Below are 19,066 nucleotides of genomic sequence, written 5' to 3' on the forward strand. Positions count from 1 at the left end.
TCATTATCCGGATTCAAAGGCGACGTGCGCTGACCGACCCGGATATCGCAGAGAACATACTCTCCTGCCCTCGCTCTCCTTACTCCCCCTCAGCCGGAGCGGCCCCGCCGGCGTCGGCCGCGCGAGCCGCCGCCCCCAACTCCCCTTCCCAGCGCAGGTACAGGGAATGCGGCACACCGACGGCGTCCAGCACCCGCCCGGCCACGAAATCCACGAGTTCGCGCACGGTGGAGCCGCCGGCGTAGAAACCGGGCGAAGCGGGCAGGACGACCGCGCCCTGCGCGTCGAGTTCCACCAAGTGCTTCAACGTCACCCCGTTGAGTGGTGTCTCGCGCACGCAGATGACGAGTGGCCTGCGCTCCTTCAGGGTGACGCTGGCGGCCCGCTGCAACAGGTCCTTGCTCAGGCCGAGGGCGATGCCGGCCACCGCGCCGGTGGTCGCGGGCACCACCAGCATGCCCTTGGCGGGGTAGGAGCCGCTGGACGGGCCGGCCGCGAAGTCGCCGGCGGGCCAGTAGCGGACGTCGTCCAGGCCCCGTTCCGTCCCCAGCCAGGCGGCGAGGTCGGTGCGCCAGTGGGCGTCCCGGAAGGAGATGCCGGTCTCGTCGAGGATGGTGAGCCGGGCGGCCCGGCTGACGATCAGGTCCACCGCCTCGCCGGCCGCGAGCAGCGCCCGGATCACCGAGGCCGCGTACGGCGTCCCCGACGCTCCCGAGACCCCGACCACCCACGGCTGACGCTTCGCATTTCCCATGGGGCATTTCTATCCCGCCTTCACCTGGGGGTTCGCCCCCAGGGCGCCGCACGGCCGCGGTGGCGGAAGTGGCCGGAGTGGCGGGAGTAGCCACAGCGGCGGGCGTGGCCGGGGAGGGATGGACGGCCGGGGTGGAACGGCCCCGGGAGTGGGCACGTCCTGGGAGGATGGGGCGCATGGCAGCGACCCTCGTCGACCTCACCCATCAGGTGACCACCGCGATGCCGGTCTACCCCGGCGATCCGACCGTCCTGCTGGAGCCCGCGCTCACCACCGCGACGGCCGGGGTGAACGTGCTGGCCCTGCACCTCGGCTCGCAGTCCGGGACGCACGTGGACGCGCCGTACCACGTGGACGTCACCTGGCCGACGCTGGACGGGCTGCCGCTGGAGCGCTTCACCGGGCCGGCCGTGGTGGCCGACCTGCGCGGGCTGGAGCCCCGGGCGGCGATCACCCCGGAGCTGCTGGCGCCCGCGCTGGAACGCTGCGGCGAGGGTTCGGTGCTGCTGCTGGCCACCGGCTGGGTCCGGCACTGGGGCACCGACGCCTACCTCGCCCACCCCAGCCTCACCGCCGAGGCGGCCGAGGCGATCGTCGCCTCGGGGGTCCGTACGGTCGGGGTGGACGCGCTGAGCGTCGACCCGACGCCCGACCCGGGCCCGGACGACCTCGCGGTGGCGGCGCTGCTCGCCGACCTCACCGACGAGCACGACCAGCCCGCCGAGGAGCCGACGCTGGCCGCCCACCGGGTGCTGCTGGGGGCGGACGGCGGCGGGGTGATCGCCGAGAACCTGACCGACCTGCGGGCCCTGCTGGAGGCGCAGGAGGCGGGGCGGCCGGTGGAGGTGTCGCTGTTCCCGCTGCGGTTGCAGGCGGCGGACGGCGCGCCGGTGCGGGCGGTGGCCCGGCTGGGCTGAGCCGACGGGCCTTCGTCGAGGGGTCGGCCCTGCTGAGCCACCGGGCCGCCCCGGCGCGGGACTTGGTCTAGACCATCCCCGGGTGGCGCCACTACGCTGTCCGGCCATGGCTGAGATCATCGGAGTGATCGAGCGACTCTGGCGCTACCCCGTGAAATCCACCGGCGGCGAGCGGCTCCACTCCGTCGAGGTGGACGGGCGCGGCCTGGCCGGCGACCGCCTCTACGCCGTCCGCGACTCCTCCGGCAGGCTCGGCTCGGGCAAGACCACCCGCCGTTTCCGCCGGATGGACGGCCTGCTCCGGCTCACCGCCCGCCTCGGCCACCGGATCGACGGGCCCGAACTGTTCGACCCCCTCGGCCGCCCGGTCGACCGGCCCGCCGCCTTCCTGCGCGCCTACCTCCAGCGCGGGGACGTCGAACTCGCCCGAGAGGACGCCGTCTCGCACTTCGACCGACTGCCGGTCAGCCTCCTCACCACCGCCACCCTGGACTGGGTCCGCGAGACCGTCCCCTTCGCCGTGGTGGACGAGCGGCGGTTCCGCCCCAACATCGTGCTGCGCACCCCGCCCGGCACCCCGCCCTTCGTCGAGGACCGCTGGCTCGGCCACCGGGCCCGCGCCGAGGCCCCCGGCGGCGCCGGCCTCACCTTCGTCACCTCCAGTGAGCGCTGCGCGATGACCGCGGCCCCCCAGCCGGGACTGCCCCACGCTCCCGAGATCCTCAAAGCGCTCGTCCACGCCCACGACGGCCGCCTGGACGCACTGGCCGAGGTGGCCGCCCCCGGCCGGCTCCGCCTGGGCGACCGGCTGCTGCTGGACTGAGCCGGGGTCCCGCGTTTCCGGGCCTGCGGGCTTACGGGCTCACGGGCCTACGGGCCTACGGTGAGCGGCTGACCGCCGAGCAGGCAGAAGGGGTGGCCGGCCGGGTCGGCGTAGACCCGCCACCCGCCGAGGTCGCGGAGGCGGACGGCGCCCAGGGCGAGCACCTGGGGTTCGGCGGCGTCGAGGTCCGGCACGTCGATGTCCAGGTGTGCCTGCTGCGGGTGCGCCGGGTCGGGCCAGCGCGGCGGGCGGTGGTCGGGGACGGCCTGGAAGCAGAGCACCGTGCCGTCGTCCAGGTGCAGGGTGGACCAGTCGGCGCCGAGCGACCAGCGCCGGTCCGGGCGGTCGACCTCGCCGCCGAGCACGGCGGCGTAGAAGCGGGCGAGTACGGCCGGGTCCGGGCAGTCGAGCACCAGGCACTGCAGTCTGCCGATCATGCTTCTCCTCAGGGTGTTCCGTCCGCCCCGGACGGGGTGACCGCCCGCAGGTAGGCCTCGGCGAAGAGGGCGGAGGTCTCTTCCAGCGAGGGCAGTCCGGCCCCGAGGGCGGGTTCGAGCACCGGCCGCAGCAGGACGTGGTTGAGCATCGGGCCGAGCAGCAGCTGCACCAGCACCGGCAGCGGCAGCGGCCGTAGCCGTCCGGCCTCGATGTGCGGCAGCAGCAGCCGGCCGAGGCCGTCGACGATCCGCGGCAGGTTGGCCGCCATCATCCGGGCGGCGGGGCCGTCCGGGCGACTGAGCAGGTCGGCGAAGACGGCCGGCATGATCCGCGGTTCGTCGCAGAAGGCGGTCAGGAAGTTGCGGTGGAGCGCCCGGACGGCGTCCTCCAGCCGCTCGGGCGGGTCGGCGGCCAGCGCCTCCAGGTCGGGCAGCGGGCCGTACTGCAGGAAGACGGCGGCGAGCAGGCCGTCCCGGCCCTCGAAGACGGTGTGGAGGCTGGGCAGCGAGCACCCGGCGCGGTCCGCGACCGCGTCCAGGGTGATCCCGCCGAGGCCTCGTTCGGCCACCAGGTGGGCCGCCGCCTCGATCGCGCGCTCCCGGACCGGCGGCCGTCCGCCCGGGTCGACGCCCGCCTCCCGCACCGCCTCGTCCAGGGACGCCCGGGAACCGCCGAGCCGCCGCAGCAGCGTGCTGCGGGAGATGCCGGCCGCAGCCGCGATCGCCGTCAGCGGGACGTCCGCGACGTCCTGGCTCCGCTCCTTCGCCGCTCTGAGCGCGGCCGTGACCAGATCCTCCATGTGAGCCATCGTACAACTTGACACCTGAGACGGTTCCAAAGATTCTGTATATGCGAGTTCCAAGCGGGAATCACCGGCGATCGGGAACTCACGGAGCGAGGGGAGAGAGCCATGAGCGTCGTCATCTCCGGGGGTGGACCGGCCGGGATGGTGCTGGGCCTGATGCTGGCCCGGGCGGGCGTCGAGGTGACCGTGCTGGAGAAGCACGGCGACTTCCTGCGGGACTTCCGGGGCGACACCGTCCACGCCTCGACCGTGCGGCTGATGGACGAACTCGGCCTGGGCCGGAAGTTCGCCGAGCTGCCGCAGAGCCGCCTCGGCAACCTGGTGGTGTCGGTGCCCGGCGTCGGACCGGTCGCGCTGAGCGCCTTCGACAAGCTCCCCGCGCCGTACAACTACATCGCGATGATCCCGCAGTGGGACCTGCTCGACTTCCTGGTGACGCAGGCGCAGCAGGAGCCCACCTTCACCATCCGGATGAACACCGAGGCGACCGGCCTGATCCGGGAGGGCGGCCGGGTGGTCGGCGTGCACTACCGCACCCGGGACGGCGAGGAGGGCGAGATCCGGGCCGCCCTGACCGTCGCCGCCGACGGACGGCACTCCACCCTGCGCCGGGTGGCCGGGCTGGTGCCCGAGGAGTACCCGGTGCCCTTCGACGTCTGGTGGTTCCGGCTGCCCCGGCACGCCGACGAGCAGGCCGTGCCGCCCAGCCTCACCCCCGGCTTCGGACACGGGGAGATGGCCATCAGCCTGACCCGCGACGACTACTTCCAGATCGGCTACTTCCTGCCCAAGGGGGCCGACGCGCAGCGGCGCGCCGAGGGCATCGAGCGGTTCCGCGAGCGGATCGCCCGGCTGTTCCCCCAGTACGCCGACCGCGTGGACCAGTTGGCGGGCCTGGACGACGTCCACCTGCTCGACGTCAGGCTCAACCGGCTCGACCGCTGGTACACGGACGGGCTACTGCTGATCGGCGACGCCGCCCATGCGATGTCCCCGGCCGGCGGCGTGGGCATCAACCTCGCCATCCAGGACGCCGTCGCCGCCGCCACCCTGCTCGCCGAGCCGCTGCGCCACGGCCGGCCGACGCCCGCCGCCCTCGCCCGGGTGCAGCGGCGGCGCCAGTGGCCGACCGTGGTCCTGCAGCGGATGCAGCGAACCCTGCACGGCGTCATGTTCAGCCCGGTGATCAGCGGGCGCCGGATCGGACCGCCCGTCCGGTTCGCGCTGCTCGCCCGCCACGTCCCGGCCGTACGGCTCGGCCTCTCCCGGATGATCGCGATCGGCCCGCGCCCGGAGCACGCGCCGGACTTCGCCCGGCGGCCGGCCGCTTAAGGGGACGGCCCCGGGCCGGCGGACAGGGCCGGAAGCCGGGAACGCGTGGCACCGGGACACCGCACGGGAAGTCGACTCGGCCGACTTCCCGTGCGCGCCGCCCGGATCCGGCCGGCGCGCTCCGGCGGAAAGCCGGGCAGCGGCGGTGAGCGGTCAGGCCGGCGCGCCCAGTTCGGCGGTGAGGGCGGCGCGGAGGGCGTCGTGGGCCGGGCCGAGGGCGTGCCGCGGGTCCTGCCAGTGGGTGGGCGGGTAGAGCCAGACGGCCCGTTGGACGATCTCGGCCGGCTCCCAGTCGTAGCGGGGCCAGACGTGGGCGTGCAGGAACGGGTCCTTGTTGCCGAGGATCTCGATGTTGACCCGGCGGAAGGCCGGATCGGCGGCGCGGCAGGCCCGTTCGACGGCCTCGGCGAGGCGGTCGAGGTCGGCGAGGTACGCGAGGCGGCGCGGGCGGGGCAGGTCGGTGAGCCGTTCCGCGCCCGGCGTGTCGGTGAGCAGGACCGAGTAGCCGGGCAGGAACTGGACGTCCCCGATGACCGCGAAGCCGGCATCCAGCCGTCGCAGCACGGTGGGGTTCGCACCCCGCAGCGCGGTACCGATGCGGTCGGCCCGCCAGTCGGCCGTCACGGGATCAGATCCCGATGCCGCGCAGGATGAGGTCCAGCAGCGCGAAGCAGAACAGCGAGATGCCCACGAAGCCGTTGGTCTGGAAGAACGCCCGGTTGAGCCTCGACAGGTCGTTCGGCTTCACGATGGTGTGCTCGTAGACGAACGCGCCCGCGACGACCACGAGGCCGGTCCAGAAGGCCGCGCCCGCGTGCGTCAGGACGGCGAACCAGCCCAGCAGGAGCGTCGTGAGGACGTGGCAGACCCGCGCGCCCCAGATCGCCGCCGGGATGCCGAACCGCGCCGGGACGGACCGCACCTTGCCGTGCCGGTCGGACTCGACGTCCTGGCAGGCGTAGATGAGGTCGAAGCCGCCGATCCAGATGCCGACCGCCACGCCGAGGACGACGGCCTCCCAGGACCAGCTGCCCGTCACGGCGAGCCAGGCGCCCACCGGGCCCATCGCCTGGGCGAGGCCCAGGATCGCCTGGGGGAAGTCCGTGAACCGCTTGCCGTACGGGTAGACCACCATCGGCACCACCGCGACCGGCGCGAGCGCCAGGCACAGCGGGTTGAGCATCGCCGCCGCCCCGAGGAAGACCACGAGCGCCACGGCCGAGCCGACGTACGCGGTCCGCAACGAGACCGCCCCGGTGACGAGTTCGCGCGATGCCGTGCGCGGGTTCCGGGCGTCGATCTCGCGGTCGATGATCCGGTTGGCGGCCATCGCGAAGGTGCGCAGGCCCACCATGCACACCGTGACGACGAACAACTCGCCCCAGTGCACCCGCTTGTCGGCGAGGAACATCGCCGTCAGCGCGGCGGTGTAGGCGAAGGGCAGCGCGAAGACCGAGTGCTCGATCATCACCAGGCGCAGGAACGCCCTCGTGCGCCCCGGGGTCTCGACCGCGGCCGTGCTCACAGGCCGTACTCCTTCCAGCGACGGGACACCAGCGCGGCGGTGGCCGGGTCCGAGGAGACCATCTCCGGCCAGCCGCCGTCCCGGGTGTAGCCCTCCTCCGGCAGCTTCCTGGTCGCGTCGATGCCGGCCTTGCCGCCCCAGAACTGCTGGTAGGAGGCGTGGTCGAGGTGGTCGACCGGGCCTTCCACCACCGTGAGGTCCCGGCTGTAGTCGACGTTGCCGAAGGCGCGCCAGGCGACTTCCTGGTAGTCGTGCACGTCGCAGTCGGAGTCCACCACGATGATCAGCTTGGTCAGCGACATCATGTGGGCGCCCCAGATGGCGTGCATCGTCTTCTGGGCGTGCTTGGGGTACTTCTTGTCGATCGAGACGATCACGCAGTTGTGGAAGCCGCCGGCCTCGGGCAGGTCGTAGTCGACGATGTCCGGGATGATGATCTTCAGCAGCGGCAGGAAGAAGCGCTCGGTGAACTTGCCCAGCGGGCCGTCCTCCGTCGGCGGGCGGCCGACCACGATGGACTGCAGGATCGGACGGCGGCGCATGGTCACGCAGTCGATCGTGAGCGCCGGGAACGGCTCCTGCGGCGTGTAGAAGCCGGTGTGGTCGCCGAAGGGCCCCTCGGGGAGCAGTTCGCCGGGCTCCAGCCAGCCCTCCAGCACCACTTCGGCGTCGGCCGGGACCTGTAGCGGGACGGTCTTGCAGTCGACCATCCGGACCCGCTCCCCCGCGATGAAGCCGGCGAAGAGGTACTCGTCGATGTCCCCGGGCAGCGGCGCGGTGGCCGCGTAGGTGACGGCCGGCGGGCAGCCGAAGGCGATCGCGACCGGGAGGCGCTCACCACGCTGGGCCGCGACGGCGGCGTGGTTGCGGCTGTCCTTGTGGATCTGCCAGTGCATGCCGATGGTCCGGCGGTCGTGCCGCTGGAGCCGGTAGAGGCCGAGGTTGCGGATGCCGGTGTCCGGGTCCTTGGTGTGGGTGAGGCCCAGGTTGAAGAAGGAGCCGCCGTCCAGCGGCCAGGTGAACAGGGCGGGCAGCGAGTCCAGGTCGACGTCGTCGCCGGTGAGCACGACCTCCTGCACCGGGGCGTCGCCGGACTTCACGTGCCGGGGCGGGACGTGCGCCATCGAGGCGAGCTTGCCGAAGGCGTCCCGGAAGCCGGTGAAGCCCTGCGGCAGCTCGGGCTTGAGCAGACCGGCGATCTTCTCGGAGATGTCCTCCGGGCCCTTGAGGCCGAGCGCCTTGGCCAGGCGGCGTTCGGTGCCGAAGACGTTCATCGCCAGCGGCATCGACGAACCCTTGACGTTCTCGAACAGCAGCGCCGGGCCCTTGGCCTTCTGCACGCGATCGACGATCTCGCCGATCTCCAGGTGGGGGTCCACTTCCACCTTGATGCGCTTGAGGTCGCCTTCACGGTCGAGGGCCCGGAGGAACGAGCGGAGATCGTCGTATGCCATGCCTGTCAGTATCCGCCACCCGATAGCCTGGCTTGCGTCAAGGGCCCCGGAAGGCGCCCGCCGCCAACCGCCGTCGCCGGGGGGAGATCGCAGCCGTGCTGAGGATTCTTCTGACCATCGTCCTTCCGCTCGCGCTGTGGGTGTGGGCGTTCATCGACTGCCTGGTCACGCCCGAGGACGAGGTGAAGCACCTGCCGAAGCCGATCTGGCTGATCGTCGTGCTGCTGTTCCCGCCCCTGGGCCCGATCGCCTGGCTGGTGGCCGGCAGGCGGCGCGGCTTCCTGTGGGCGGGGGCGCCCGGTGGCCACCCGGGGCAGCCCGCCGCCGGCTCCGCGCGGCGCGGGCGTCCGCTGGCACCGGACGACGATCCGGAGTTCCTCGCCTCGCTCAGGCCCCAGGCACCCGAGAGCGAGGCACCCGGGAGCGACCGGCCCGCAAATGACCGGCCCACGGGCGACCCGTTGAAGGGGAACGACAACGGGAGCGCCCAGGAGCACGAGGACATGCTCCGGCAGTGGGAGGCCGATCTGCGCCGCCGCGAGGAGGAGCTGCGGGGCGGGGACGAGCCGGAGGACGGTCGAAGGAGCTGATCGGAGCGGTCGGACGCTCCCTCGGACAGCCCACCCGGGGCCGCTCGGGTGGGCTGCGGTGTTTTTGGCGCTTCCCTACGACTCGGAGGGCGCTAGCACGCGTCGGGCCCGCTGCGGCGCCGGACTCGAGCGCCGCTTGACCGCCGCCCGAGATGACCGCCCTACATTGGTGACAGACAGCCCTGACCTGCGCTTTTCTTCATGATCAGATCATCTGAGCATCGCCCCGACGACAACTCTCCGTACTCGACCCCGCACTGAGCGCGGAGACCTCGGCCCGGCCCTTTCTGTCCAGCCCTCACAGCTAAACGAACTCGACCTTGTACGGAATCGACGCCGAAACCAGCGCACGGCCCCTCGTACAGTCATAAGTGAAGAAAGTGATTCGCAGCTGGGGGCACGCAGACGTTGGCTGTCGGACAGTTCCCTCACCCTTGGAGTGGTTCGAGATGACGGTTGTGCATGAGGCGCCGGTAGGCGGCGAGGTCCCCGAGGTCCCGGCCGACGCCCACGGGCGGGTCGCCGAGCTGCACGAGCTCCGCGAGAAGGTACGGCGGGGCCCGAGCGAGAAGGCCACCGAGGCCCAGCACGCGAAGGGCAAGCTGACCGCGCGGGAGCGCATCGAGCTGCTCCTGGACGAAGGCTCCTTCCACGAGGTCGAGCCGCTGCGCCGGCACCGTGCCCAGGGCTTCGGCCTGGAGGCCAAGAAGCCGCACACCGACGGCGTGATCGTCGGCTGGGGCACCGTGCACGGGCGCACCGTCTTCACCTACGCGCACGACTTCCGGATCTTCGGCGGCGCGCTGGGCGAGGCCCACGCGCAGAAGATCCACAAGATCATGGACATGGCCATCGCGGCCGGCGCCCCGCTGGTGTCGCTGAACGACGGCGCCGGCGCCCGCATCCAGGAGGGCGTCACCGCCCTCGCCGGCTACGGCGGCATCTTCCAGCGCAACACCAAGGCCTCCGGCGTCATCCCGCAGATCTCGGTGATGCTCGGCCCGTGCGCCGGCGGCGCCGCGTACTCCCCCGCGCTGACCGACTTCGTCTTCATGGTCCGCGAGACCTCGCAGATGTTCATCACCGGTCCGGACGTCGTCCAGGCGGTGACCGGCGAGAAGATCAGCCAGAACGGCCTGGGCGGCGCCGACGTCCACGCCGGCGTCTCGGGCGTCTCCCACTTCGTCTACGACGACGAGCAGTCCTGCATCGAGGAGGTCCGCTACCTCCTCTCGCTGCTGCCGCAGAACAACCGCGAGATGCCGCCGTCCGTCGTGACCGACGACCCGGTCGAGCGCCGCAACGACAGCCTGCTGGACCTGGTGCCCGCCGACGGCAACCGTCCGTACGACATGCGCAAGGTGATCGAGGAGATCGTCGACCACGGCGAGTACCTGGAGGTCCACGAGCGCTGGGCCACCAACGTGCTGTGCGTGCTGGCGCGGATCGACGGCCACGTGACCGGCATCATCGCCAACCAGCCGCAGTCGCTGGCCGGCGTGCTGGACATCAACGCCAGCGAGAAGGCCGCCCGCTTCGTCCAGATGTGCGACGCCTTCAACATCCCGCTGCTCACCCTGCTGGACGTCCCGGGCTTCCTGCCCGGCGTCGACCAGGAGCACGGCGGCATCATCCGGCACGGCGCCAAGCTGCTCTACGCCTACTGCAACGCCACCGTGCCGCGCATCTCGCTGATCCTGCGCAAGGCCTACGGCGGCGCCTACATCGTCATGGACTCCCGCTCCATCGGCGCGGACCTGTCCTACGCCTGGCCGACCAACGAGATCGCGGTGATGGGCGCCGAGGGCGCCGCCAACGTCATCTTCCGCCGCGAGATCAACGCCGCCGAGGACCCGGACGCCATGCGCGCCCAGAAGATCAAGGAATACAAGAGCGAGCTGATGCACCCGTACTACGCGGCCGAACGCGGCCTCGTGGACGACGTCATCGACCCGGCCGAGACCCGGCAGGTGATCGCCGCTTCCCTGGCGATGCTCCGCACCAAGCACGCCGACCTGCCCAGCCGCAAGCACGGCAACCCGCCGATGTAGCACCCACACGACGCGCGCCACCCGCACGAGGCGGCACGCGGCAGGCCGTACCGAGCGACACCACACACCACTTCACCGGGGGAGAAACCAGGACATGACCGCTTCCGCCGAACCCCTCGTCCGCATCGTCCGCGGCAGCCTCTCCGACGAGGAACTCGCCGCCCTGACCGCCGTTCTGATGGCCCGCGCGGCCACGGTCCAGCAGGCCGCCGCCATCGCGCCGGTCGAGCCGATCGCCAACTGGCAGCGGCTGGAGCGCCGCCCGGCCTACTACTCGCCGGTCAGCTGGCAGCAGGCCGCCTGACGGCCCGACGGCTCTCCGACGGCTTCCGACGGCCGGTCACCCGATGCGGGGGGCCGGCCGTCGAGCCGTCCGCGCAGCCGCGAAGGCCCGCCGACCCGGCCGGACGGCCGGAAGCGGCTCGGTAGGATACCTACTGGACGGTATGCGCCCGTCGCCCCGTCGGCCCCCATAGGATCGGCCGCTGCCGAGGTAGAGAACTATCCAGGGAGGCTGCGATGGCCAGACAGGCCCGCGCGCTGGCGACCCGCCAGGCGGTGCTCCTCGCGGCGGCCGAGGTCTTCGACGAGCGGGGCTACGCCGCCGCCACCATGGCCGAGATCCTGGACCGGGCGGGCGTCACCAAGGGCGCGCTGTACTTCCACTTCCACTCCAAGGAGGAGCTGGCGCTCGCCGTGATCGAGGGCCAGGGCGCCTGGATCGCCTCCTGGGAGCCCTCCTCGGACAGCCCGGTACAGACCCTGATCGACCTCGGCTACGCCTTCGCCCACGCCCTCCAGGACGATCCGCTGCTGCGCGGCAGCATCCGGCTGACGATCGAGCACGGCACCTTCACCCAGCCGCAGATCGCCGCCTACCAGGGCTGGATGGACCTGGTCCGCGAGCTGCTGCGGAGCGCCCGGGACGCCGGGGAACTCCACCCCGGGATCGACCTGGCGGCGGCCTCCGGGGTGATCACCGGGGCGGTCACCGGGATCCAGCTGAGCTCCCAGGTGCTGGCCGGTCGGCAGGACCTGGTCCAGCGGATGGCCGACCTCTGGACGCTGCTGCTGCCGGGGCTGGTGCAGCCGCACGCGCTCGCCCGGCTGAACGTGGCCGAGGGCGTCTGAGCCCGGCGGCTCCGGCCGGGCGATCCTGGCGGTCCGCGCAGTCCGGGCCGAGCACACCCACTGGTCCCGGCGGATCAGACCCGGTAGTCCGGGCAGCGCTCCGCCGTCACCAGCGCCGGCAGCGCGGCCGACCAGAGCCGGCGCACGGCTTCGGGGGTGGGCCGGCCGGCCTCCTCCGCGGCCAGCAGCACCTGGCCCGCCATCGCCGAGCCGAGCAGCTCGGCGCAGGCCCGCCGGTCCACCCCGGGGCGTAGCTCGCCGCCTTCCACGGCGCGGTGCAGCAGCCGGTGGACGACGGCGGTGAGGCTGCGCCAGGCGTCACCGGCGGGCAGCGCGTGGGCACCGTCCACGGCAGCGCCGTCCACGGCAGCGGCAGCGGCGGCACTCGGGCGCGGGCAGGGACGACCGAGCCGCACGCCGGCCCGCACCACCACGTCCTCGCGCAGCAGCCGGGCCAGCTCGTACGAGAAGTCGATCAGCCCCTGGACGGCCGGGCCCTCCGTGCGCAGGGCGCGCAGCGCGGCCGAGCCGACCGCCCGCCCGGCGGCGGCCCGTACGCCGTCGGCCAGGGCCCGCTTGGAGACGAAGTGGAAGTAGAGGGCGCCCTTGCTCACTCCGGCCCGGCGACTGATGTCGACGAGACTGGCGGCCTCGAAGCCGACTCGCGCGAAGGTGTCCGCCGCGGCGAGCAGGACGGCCTGCCTGGTCCGCTCCGCGCGTTCCTGCTTGACCACTGACCCCTCCGGACTCGGCCGGACGGCGCTCCCCCGCCCCGTCCGGCTGCTGTCGATCCGCCCTGTGGGAGGCGACGCCTCGTGGGCGGACTGCGCCATGCGGACAGCGCAACCGCTAAACCGCATGGTTGGTATCTAATCTAGCGCCCTTGTCGACCCCGCCGTTCAGCGGGGAGGGCTCCCCGCCCAAGGTCTGCCATCCCCCGTTTCGGGCATTCCCCCAGACCAGCGGCCCGGTAGCGTGGTCGGACCGGCGAGGCGGCAGGGATGGGCCCCGGTCGCAGAACAGAAACCGGGTGGTATGTATGTTTTGCTGTGGGCGTCCGTGGCGGCCGCTCGACCGACACCCTGGAGCGGGCCAGCCATGCCATTGACCGTAGAGCCGGACGCCGACGGCCCGTACGCCCAGCCCGGTATGACCGCCCAGCCCGGCACCGCCACCCGCCCCGGCCCGGCCGGCCGCCCCGGCCCCGCTTACGACTTCCACGACCGGACCGTCTCCCGGCACCTAGTGCACCGCACCTCCGTCTCCGAGGTCCTCCTCACCGGCTGGCAGGCCACCGGCCCGTACGCCTTCCTGCTCGGTGCCCAGTGGCCCCGGCTCCACGGCTTCTACCGGCTGCCCGGCGACCGCTACCACGACCCGGTGCTGATGGCCGAGACCGTCCGCCAGGCCGGCCTGCTGGTCGGCCACGCCGGCTTCGGGGTGCCGCGCGGCCACCACTTCGTCATGGAGGACCTCGGCTACGTGCTCGGCGAGGCGGGCCTGCCGGGCCTCGGCGTCACCGCCGGGCCGACCTCGCTGATGCTGGCGGTCGACTGCGAGGAGGTCCGGATGCGGCACGGCCGGCTGGCCTCCCTGCGGGTGCACGCCGAGATCACCCGGGACGGCCTGCGGATCGGCCACGGCTCCGGCCAGCTGCGGGTGCTCAGCCCCGCCTCGTACGAGCGGCTGCGCGGCCCCGGGCGGCAGGCCGTCACCCCGCCCCGGCCCCCGGAGCCCGCCGCGCCCGAGCTCGTCGGCCGGGCGCATCCCGCGGACGTGGTGCTCAGCCCGACCCTGCGGCCGGACACCTGGCTGCTGCGGACCGACGCCGGGCACCCGGTGCTGTTCGACCAGGAGCCGGACCACGTGCCCGGGATGCTGGTGCTGGAGGCCGCCCGGCAGGCCGCCCAACGGCTGCACCACCCGGAGCCGGTGGTCCCGGTCGAGCTGGTGACCTCCTTCGACCGCTACATCGAGTTGGACCGCCCCTGCTTCGTCCGGGCGGTGCGCGAGCGGACACCGGACGGCCGGCGCACGCCCGTCCAGGTCCGACTGGTCCAGGACGGGCGGACGGCGGCCGAGTGCCGGCTGCTCACCGAACCGGTCGACGGCCCGCGGATGCCGGTGCGGCGGGACGCCTTCGACGGCCGCCCCGCCGCGCCCGGCCTGCTGCCGCTGGCGAGTTGACGCGGGCGGGCGCGGGGCCGGGCACCGGCCCCGGCCCGGCGGGTCCCCGCCGGGCCCCAGAGCCCCCGCCCCACTGCCCAAGGCTCAGGCCGCCACCAGGGCGGCCGGCCGGCCGGCGTGCATCACACTGAGGTTGGCCGCCAGCCGGACCGGGTCCTGGGCCAGCCAGAGCCGCAGCGCCGCGCCCAGTGCCGCGCTGGCCGACTCGATCCGGACGTCGGTGATCTGGGCGATCCGGGCCGCTCCGGGCACCAGCAGGTCGGCCAGCGGCGTCGGCAGCCAGACCGTCAGCGCGCACGGCGCGGGCGTGGCGAGGGCGCTCAGCAGCCGGTGGGCGTCCCCCGGTGCGCTGAGCGTGGGGATGATGTCCAGCAGAGCGTCGGCCACCACCTCGGACACGTCGCTGCGGTGTCCCTGGGCGAGCCGGCGGAGCAACATGCGCTCGGCGGCGGTGATTCGGACGGTCAGCATGACCTCGTCGCACTCCATTGCGCGATTCCTCCTCGTTCCTCCCCGTACCGGCACGGACGGCCGACACGAACTACCCCTGTTGCACCTCGGCCCGGCCATCTCTCGCGGGACGCCGGGCCGGTGGGTGCGCGCCCCGGTCAGATCCCCGCGTAGGAGTGCTTGCCGGTGACGAAGATGTTCACGCCGTAGTAGTTGAAGAGCCAGCAGGCGAAGGCCGCCAGCGCCAGGTACGCGGCCTTGCGGCCCTTCCAGCCGGCCGTCGCGCGGGCGTGCAGGTAGCAGGCGTAGGCGACCCAGGTGATGAACGACCAGGTCTCCTTCGGGTCCCACTCCCAGTACTTGCCCCAGGCCGCCTCGGCCCAGATCGCACCCGCGATGATGGTGAACGTCCAGAGCGGGAACACCAGGGCGTTGATCCGGTAGGACAGCTTGTCGAAGGTCGAGGCGGCGGGCAGCCGGCGCCAGATCGAGGCCGAGGTGCCCAGCGGACCGGTGGTCAGGCCGGCCGCCGTGCGCTTGTCGAAGGAGTCCTTGCCGAGGTACAGCAGCGTGGCGATGAACGCCGCGTAGAAGGCGCCGCCGCACAGGATGGCGGTGGAGACGTGGATCGCCAGCCAGTACGAGTGCAGCGCCGGGACGAGCTGCTCGGAGTCGGTGTACAGCACCTGCGTCGCGATGCCCAGCGTCAGCAGTACGGCGACGGTGACCGGCAGGCCGAGCCAGCGGACGTTCTTCCGCGCGGCCAGCAGCACCAGGTACGCGGCCGTCATGGCGAAGGCGAAGGCGCAGGAGAACTCGTACATGTTGCCCCACGGCCAGCGGGACACCGACAGGCCGCGGGCGACGATGCCGCCGCCGTGCAGCAGCAGCGCCAGGACGGTCAGCGAGATCGCGATGCGACCGGCCAGGTCGCCCCGCTCGCTGGTGCCGGCCGCGCCCGGGCCGTCCACCTCGTCGTCGCCGCGACCGCCGGTGACCACCGTCGCGCCCTCGCCCGCCAGGACGGTGCGGGTCAGCGTGGTGGTGCCGCCCTGGGCCCCGGCCACGGTGACGGTGACCTTCTTGGCGGCCTTGGGCTCCGCGGCGGCGACGGTCTCGGCCAGGTTGCCCGACTGCTCCTTGGAGCGGACGGCGACCGCGCCCTTGCTGCCGAACGTCCACTCGAACATGTGGGCGAACATGGCGATCGTGTAGACCGCCATCGCCGAATAGATCAGCTTGTTGGAGAGGTCGGCCAGCTGTGGGTCGACCCCCGAGGCGAGATGCACCGTCTACTCCTTGGAGTCCTGGTCGGCAGGGGCTGCGGGGTCCTCTGCTGCGGGGTCTGCTGCTGCGGGGTCCTCCGGCGCGGATGCCTCCGGCGCCGGGTCTTCCGACGCGGGTTCCTCCGGTGTCCGGTCGTCCTCGGACGCCGGGGCGTCGTCCTGGAGGTCCACCGCGAGTTCGGCCAGCTCCTCGGCGATCTTCGCCGACTCGCTGCGGGCCAGACCGGCAAGCTCCACCTGGGTGCCGCCGCCCGGCAGGGCCACCGCGCGCACCCAGATCCGGCGGCGCTGGATGAACAGCGAGCCGATCAGGCCGAGGATCGCCAGCACGGCGCCGGTCAGCGCGATCGCGTTGCCGGGGCGGTGCGAGACGTTGAAGCTCGCCCACTGCTTGTAGCCCTCGAAGGTGACGCTGCCGTAGCCGTTCGGCAGCGTCCAGCCCTGGCCGGGCTTGAGCGCCGCCTTGGCCGGCTGGCCGTCCTGGGTCAGCTGGGTGAGCTTGCGGGTGTTCAGCTGGTAGATGTTCTGCGGCAGGCCGGAGTCGGTGCCCAGGTCGCCCGAGAAGGCGTTCAGCACCAGCTCCGGGGCAGCGTCACCGGGGAACAGCGAGATCGGGCCGGTGCCTTCGAAGCTCACCGGCGCGGTGGGCAGGAAGAAGCCGGAGAACCCCAGCTGGGTCCGGTTGCCGTCCGGGCCCGTGCCGTAGTCGGAGACCTTCACGACACCGGTCGAGGTCAGGTTGGCGTCCTGCGGCAGGAAGGGCACCACGTCGTGGTAGACGACGTCGCCGTTGCCGTTCCTGACCGTGATCACCGGGGCGTAGCCGTGGCCGATCAGGTAGACCTTGCTGCCGCCGATCTCCAGCGGGTGGTTGACCTCGATCGCGCCCTTCTTCAGCTTCGACTCGTCGCTGCCCTGGTAGTACTCCACGTTCGCGGTGAACTGCCGGGCGGCGCCCATCTGGTCGCCCTGGGTCTGGAACTTCGAGGTGAAGCTGTCGAGCTTCAGGTAGAACGGGTCGAGGTCCTGGTTGCCGTAGAACCGCGTGCCGCTGAAGTCGTCGAGCTGGGTGATGGTGTTGGAGTAGCCCTGGCCCTCGACCATCAGCTTGCCGCCCGTGCCGGAGGCCAGGCTCGCCCAGGCGAAGCCGCCGAGCAGCGCGAACAGCGACAGGTGGAACAGCAGGTTGCCGACCTCGCGCAGGTAGCCCTTCTCGCCCGCCACCGCGTCGCCGGACAGGTGGGCTCGGAAGCCTCGCTTGCGCAGCAGGCGGTGGGCGGCGGCGTTCACCCGGCCGGCGTCCGCGTCGGTGCGCCAGGCCGCGTACACCGGCATCCGGGTCAGGTTGCGCGGCGCCGCCGGCGGCTGGGCCCGCAGCACGCCGACGAACTGCCAGGTGCGCGGGACGATGCAGCCGGCCAGCGAGACGAACAGCAGGATGTAGATCGCGGAGAACCAGACCGAGCTGTAGACGTCGAACAGCTGGAGCTTCTCGTAGATCGGCGCGACCGTGGTGTGCTGCGCCTTCCAGGTCTGCACCTTGAACTGGTTCTGGCCGTTCTGCGGGATCAGCGAGCCGGGGATGGCGGCCAGCGACAGCAGGAACAGCAGGATCAGGGCGACCCGCATCGAGGTCAGCTGGCGCCACATCCAGCGCGCCCAGCCGAACATCCCTATGCCGGTCGGCCCGTCGGACTCGACCGGCGCGGTGCTGAGCCGCTCGGCGGCGGCGTCGTCCGGCGCCGGCGGCAGCTCGGTCTCGGTCGTGGTCTTGCTCACGGTCAGATTCCGATCGATGAGTCGGCGGTCCAGGACTGCAGTTCGCTCATCCACGTGTCCCAGATCCCGGTCACGAGCAGCAGGCCGACCACGACGAGCATGCCGCCGCCGATCCGCATGACGAGCGGGTAGTGCCGCTTGACCCACCCGAAGGCGCCGAGCGCCCGGCGGAAGGCCAGCGCGGCCACGATGAACGGTACGCCGAGGCCCAGACAGTAGAAGGTCATCAGCAGTGCCCCGCGCGCCGCGTCCGCCTGGTTCAGGGACAGCGTCTGGACGGCGGCCAGGGTCGGGCCGATGCAGGGCGTCCAGCCGACGCCGAACACCATGCCCAGCAGCGGCGCGCCGAGCAGCCCGACGGCCGGGCGGCGGTGCGAGCGCACCTCCCGCATGCTCAGACCGGGGACGAGCCCCATGAAGGCCAGGCCCATCAGGACGGTCACCGAGCCGAGCACGATCGAGATGACCCGCTTGTGCTCCTGCAAGGTGTTGCCGAACTGGCCGAACAGCGCGCCTCCCGAGACGAAGACCACGGTGAAGCCGAGGATGAACAGCGTCGCCCCGAGGAGCATCCGGCCGCGCTTCGAGCCGCGGGCGTCCACCAGGTCGGCGGCCGAGAAGCCCGTCACGTACGACAGGTAGCCGGGCACCAGCGGCAGCACGCAGGGCGAGAAGAACGACACCAGCCCGGCCGCCAGCGCGACCGGCGCCGCGGCCAGCAGCGCCCCGCTCTGCACGGTCGTGAAGGTGTCGGCGAGCTGCGGCGCACTCACTGCTTCTGCTCCGCGGCCACCGGCTGGAGGATCGACTCCAGCGCGTCCTCGGTGGTGCCGCCGACGGCGCGGGCGGCCAGCTTGCCGTCGCGGTCGACGATCAGGGTGGTCGGGATGGACTGCGGGTTGAGGCTGCCCTTGGGGAACTTGAGCAACTGCGTCCCGGCCGGGTCGAAGATGCTCGGGAAGGTGACGCCCTGCTCCTGCTCGAAGCGGACGGCGTTGGTCTTGTCGGTGTCCCGGGTGTTGATGCCGAGGAACTGGACGCCCTGGTCCTTGTACTTCTCCGCGACGGCCTGCAGGCTCTTCGCCTCGGCCCGGCAGGGCCCGCACCAGGAGCCCCAGACGTTCAGCACCACGACCTTGCCGCGGTAGTCGGAGAGCTTGACCTGGTCGCCCTCCAGGGTCTGCCCCGCGATGTCCGGCGCGTCCCCGCGCTTGCCCGTGTCCGCCTTCGACAGGTTGGTCCCCTTGACCGTGACGAAGCCGACCTGGCCCTCGCCGCTGGTCGACGAGCCCGAGGAGGAACAGCCGGTGAGGACGAGCGCAGCGGCGGCGACGGTGGCAGCGGCTGCGGCGACACGGAGACGGGGGCGCGTCATGGCAGACATGTGAAAAGTTTCGCATGGAGTTCCGGGCGGGTTCGCCGGGGTCCTGCCTTGCGCGTGGCACCCGCCCTGACCTGCGACGGAAGCGGGGGGGAAAGCGGGGGGCTGGGGGGGGGGGGGAGCAGAGGGGGTTCATATCGGGAGTGGAGGACAACCCCGCCCA

The 19,066-nt window shown here is 72.4% G+C and carries 20 protein-coding genes; 8 read left to right on the plus strand and 12 right to left on the minus strand.

The window, feature by feature from the left end; translation table 11 throughout:
- Positions 1-79: 79 nt before the first annotated feature.
- Complete coding sequence (locus ACZ4WV_RS04410; RefSeq protein WP_465742609.1) at positions 80-754, minus strand: UbiX family flavin prenyltransferase; 675 nt, start codon at positions 752-754, stop codon at positions 80-82.
- Positions 755-930: 176 nt separating this feature from the next.
- Between ACZ4WV_RS04410 and ACZ4WV_RS04415 the strand changes: the two genes are divergently transcribed.
- Both ACZ4WV_RS04415 and ACZ4WV_RS04420 read left to right on the plus strand, forming a co-directional pair.
- The gene (locus tag ACZ4WV_RS04415; RefSeq protein ID WP_465742611.1) at positions 931-1,671 is read left to right on the plus strand and encodes a cyclase family protein; all 741 of its coding nucleotides are present in this window, start codon (positions 931-933) and stop codon (positions 1,669-1,671) included.
- A 106-nt stretch (positions 1,672-1,777) separates the two neighbouring features.
- Positions 1,778-2,494, plus strand: a complete 717-nt coding sequence (locus ACZ4WV_RS04420) for an MOSC domain-containing protein (RefSeq protein WP_465742613.1) — start codon at positions 1,778-1,780, stop codon at positions 2,492-2,494.
- Between the two features lie 47 nt (positions 2,495-2,541).
- Here ACZ4WV_RS04420 and ACZ4WV_RS04425 read toward each other — a convergent pair whose 3' ends face one another.
- The gene (locus ACZ4WV_RS04425) at positions 2,542-2,931 is read right to left on the minus strand and encodes a VOC family protein (protein ID WP_465742615.1); all 390 of its coding nucleotides are present in this window, start codon (positions 2,929-2,931) and stop codon (positions 2,542-2,544) included.
- 8 nt (positions 2,932-2,939) lie between these two features.
- Entirely contained in the window at positions 2,940-3,731 is a 792-nt protein-coding gene (locus ACZ4WV_RS04430) for a TetR/AcrR family transcriptional regulator (protein WP_465742617.1), read from the minus strand.
- Positions 3,732-3,842: 111 nt separating this feature from the next.
- Here ACZ4WV_RS04430 and ACZ4WV_RS04435 point away from each other — a divergent pair, with 111 nt between their 5' ends.
- Positions 3,843-5,069 (plus strand): FAD-dependent oxidoreductase, encoded by a 1,227-nt coding sequence (locus ACZ4WV_RS04435; RefSeq protein WP_465742619.1) that lies wholly within the window; start codon positions 3,843-3,845, stop codon positions 5,067-5,069.
- Positions 5,070-5,222: 153 nt separating this feature from the next.
- Here the strand turns inward: ACZ4WV_RS04435 and ACZ4WV_RS04440 are convergent, their stop codons facing one another.
- Genes ACZ4WV_RS04440 through ACZ4WV_RS04450 form a run of 3 tightly spaced genes read right to left on the minus strand, consistent with a single transcriptional unit; the run spans position 5,223 to position 8,048 of the window.
- On the minus strand, positions 5,223-5,693 hold the full coding sequence (locus ACZ4WV_RS04440) for a diadenosine tetraphosphate hydrolase (RefSeq protein ID WP_465742621.1): 471 nt from the start codon (positions 5,691-5,693) through the stop codon (positions 5,223-5,225).
- Positions 5,694-5,697: 4 nt separating this feature from the next.
- Entirely contained in the window at positions 5,698-6,594 is an 897-nt protein-coding gene (gene mqnP / locus ACZ4WV_RS04445) for a menaquinone biosynthesis prenyltransferase MqnP (RefSeq protein WP_465742623.1), read from the minus strand.
- Positions 6,591-8,048: a menaquinone biosynthesis decarboxylase gene (locus ACZ4WV_RS04450; protein WP_465742625.1), complete on the minus strand. Its 1,458-nt coding sequence runs from the start codon at positions 8,046-8,048 to the stop codon at positions 6,591-6,593. The genes mqnP and ACZ4WV_RS04450 overlap by 4 nt, the downstream gene beginning before the upstream one ends.
- Positions 8,049-8,143: 95 nt before the next feature.
- Between ACZ4WV_RS04450 and ACZ4WV_RS04455 the strand changes: the two genes are divergently transcribed.
- From ACZ4WV_RS04455 to ACZ4WV_RS04470, 4 genes are all read left to right on the plus strand, one after another.
- A complete protein-coding gene (locus ACZ4WV_RS04455; protein WP_465742626.1) occupies positions 8,144-8,638 on the plus strand; it encodes a PLD nuclease N-terminal domain-containing protein in 495 nt (164 codons plus the stop codon).
- 449 nt (positions 8,639-9,087) lie between these two features.
- On the plus strand, positions 9,088-10,689 hold the full coding sequence (locus ACZ4WV_RS04460) for an acyl-CoA carboxylase subunit beta (RefSeq protein ID WP_465742628.1): 1,602 nt from the start codon (positions 9,088-9,090) through the stop codon (positions 10,687-10,689).
- Positions 10,690-10,783: 94 nt separating this feature from the next.
- The gene (locus tag ACZ4WV_RS04465) at positions 10,784-10,993 is read left to right on the plus strand and encodes an acyl-CoA carboxylase subunit epsilon (protein WP_465742630.1); all 210 of its coding nucleotides are present in this window, start codon (positions 10,784-10,786) and stop codon (positions 10,991-10,993) included.
- Between the two features lie 215 nt (positions 10,994-11,208).
- The gene (locus ACZ4WV_RS04470) at positions 11,209-11,820 is read left to right on the plus strand and encodes a ScbR family autoregulator-binding transcription factor (RefSeq protein WP_465742632.1); all 612 of its coding nucleotides are present in this window, start codon (positions 11,209-11,211) and stop codon (positions 11,818-11,820) included.
- Between the two features lie 74 nt (positions 11,821-11,894).
- On the opposite strand, the gene ACZ4WV_RS04475 is transcribed toward ACZ4WV_RS04470, so the two are convergent.
- Positions 11,895-12,554 (minus strand): ScbR family autoregulator-binding transcription factor, encoded by a 660-nt coding sequence (locus ACZ4WV_RS04475; protein ID WP_465742634.1) that lies wholly within the window; start codon positions 12,552-12,554, stop codon positions 11,895-11,897.
- A 364-nt stretch (positions 12,555-12,918) separates the two neighbouring features.
- Here ACZ4WV_RS04475 and ACZ4WV_RS04480 point away from each other — a divergent pair, with 364 nt between their 5' ends.
- A complete protein-coding gene (locus tag ACZ4WV_RS04480; RefSeq protein ID WP_465742636.1) occupies positions 12,919-14,007 on the plus strand; it encodes a ScbA/BarX family gamma-butyrolactone biosynthesis protein in 1,089 nt (362 codons plus the stop codon).
- 84 nt (positions 14,008-14,091) lie between these two features.
- Here the strand turns inward: ACZ4WV_RS04480 and ACZ4WV_RS04485 are convergent, their stop codons facing one another.
- The 5 genes from ACZ4WV_RS04485 to ACZ4WV_RS04505 all read right to left on the minus strand — a co-directional run bounded on the left by ACZ4WV_RS04485 (position 14,092) and on the right by ACZ4WV_RS04505 (position 18,906).
- On the minus strand, positions 14,092-14,496 hold the full coding sequence (locus ACZ4WV_RS04485; RefSeq protein ID WP_465742638.1) for a hypothetical protein: 405 nt from the start codon (positions 14,494-14,496) through the stop codon (positions 14,092-14,094).
- A 119-nt stretch (positions 14,497-14,615) separates the two neighbouring features.
- On the minus strand, positions 14,616-15,746 hold the full coding sequence (gene ccsB, locus ACZ4WV_RS04490) for a c-type cytochrome biogenesis protein CcsB (protein ID WP_465742640.1): 1,131 nt from the start codon (positions 15,744-15,746) through the stop codon (positions 14,616-14,618).
- 3 nt (positions 15,747-15,749) lie between these two features.
- A complete protein-coding gene (gene resB / locus ACZ4WV_RS04495) occupies positions 15,750-17,528 on the minus strand; it encodes a cytochrome c biogenesis protein ResB (RefSeq protein ID WP_465742693.1) in 1,779 nt (592 codons plus the stop codon).
- A complete protein-coding gene (locus ACZ4WV_RS04500) occupies positions 17,525-18,295 on the minus strand; it encodes a cytochrome c biogenesis CcdA family protein (protein WP_465742642.1) in 771 nt (256 codons plus the stop codon). The genes resB and ACZ4WV_RS04500 overlap by 4 nt, the downstream gene beginning before the upstream one ends.
- On the minus strand, positions 18,292-18,906 hold the full coding sequence (locus tag ACZ4WV_RS04505) for a TlpA family protein disulfide reductase (protein WP_465742644.1): 615 nt from the start codon (positions 18,904-18,906) through the stop codon (positions 18,292-18,294). The genes ACZ4WV_RS04500 and ACZ4WV_RS04505 overlap by 4 nt, the downstream gene beginning before the upstream one ends.
- Positions 18,907-19,066 lie beyond the last annotated feature (160 nt).

The sequence above is a fragment of the Kitasatospora sp. NPDC029312 genome, from assembly GCF_055569215.1.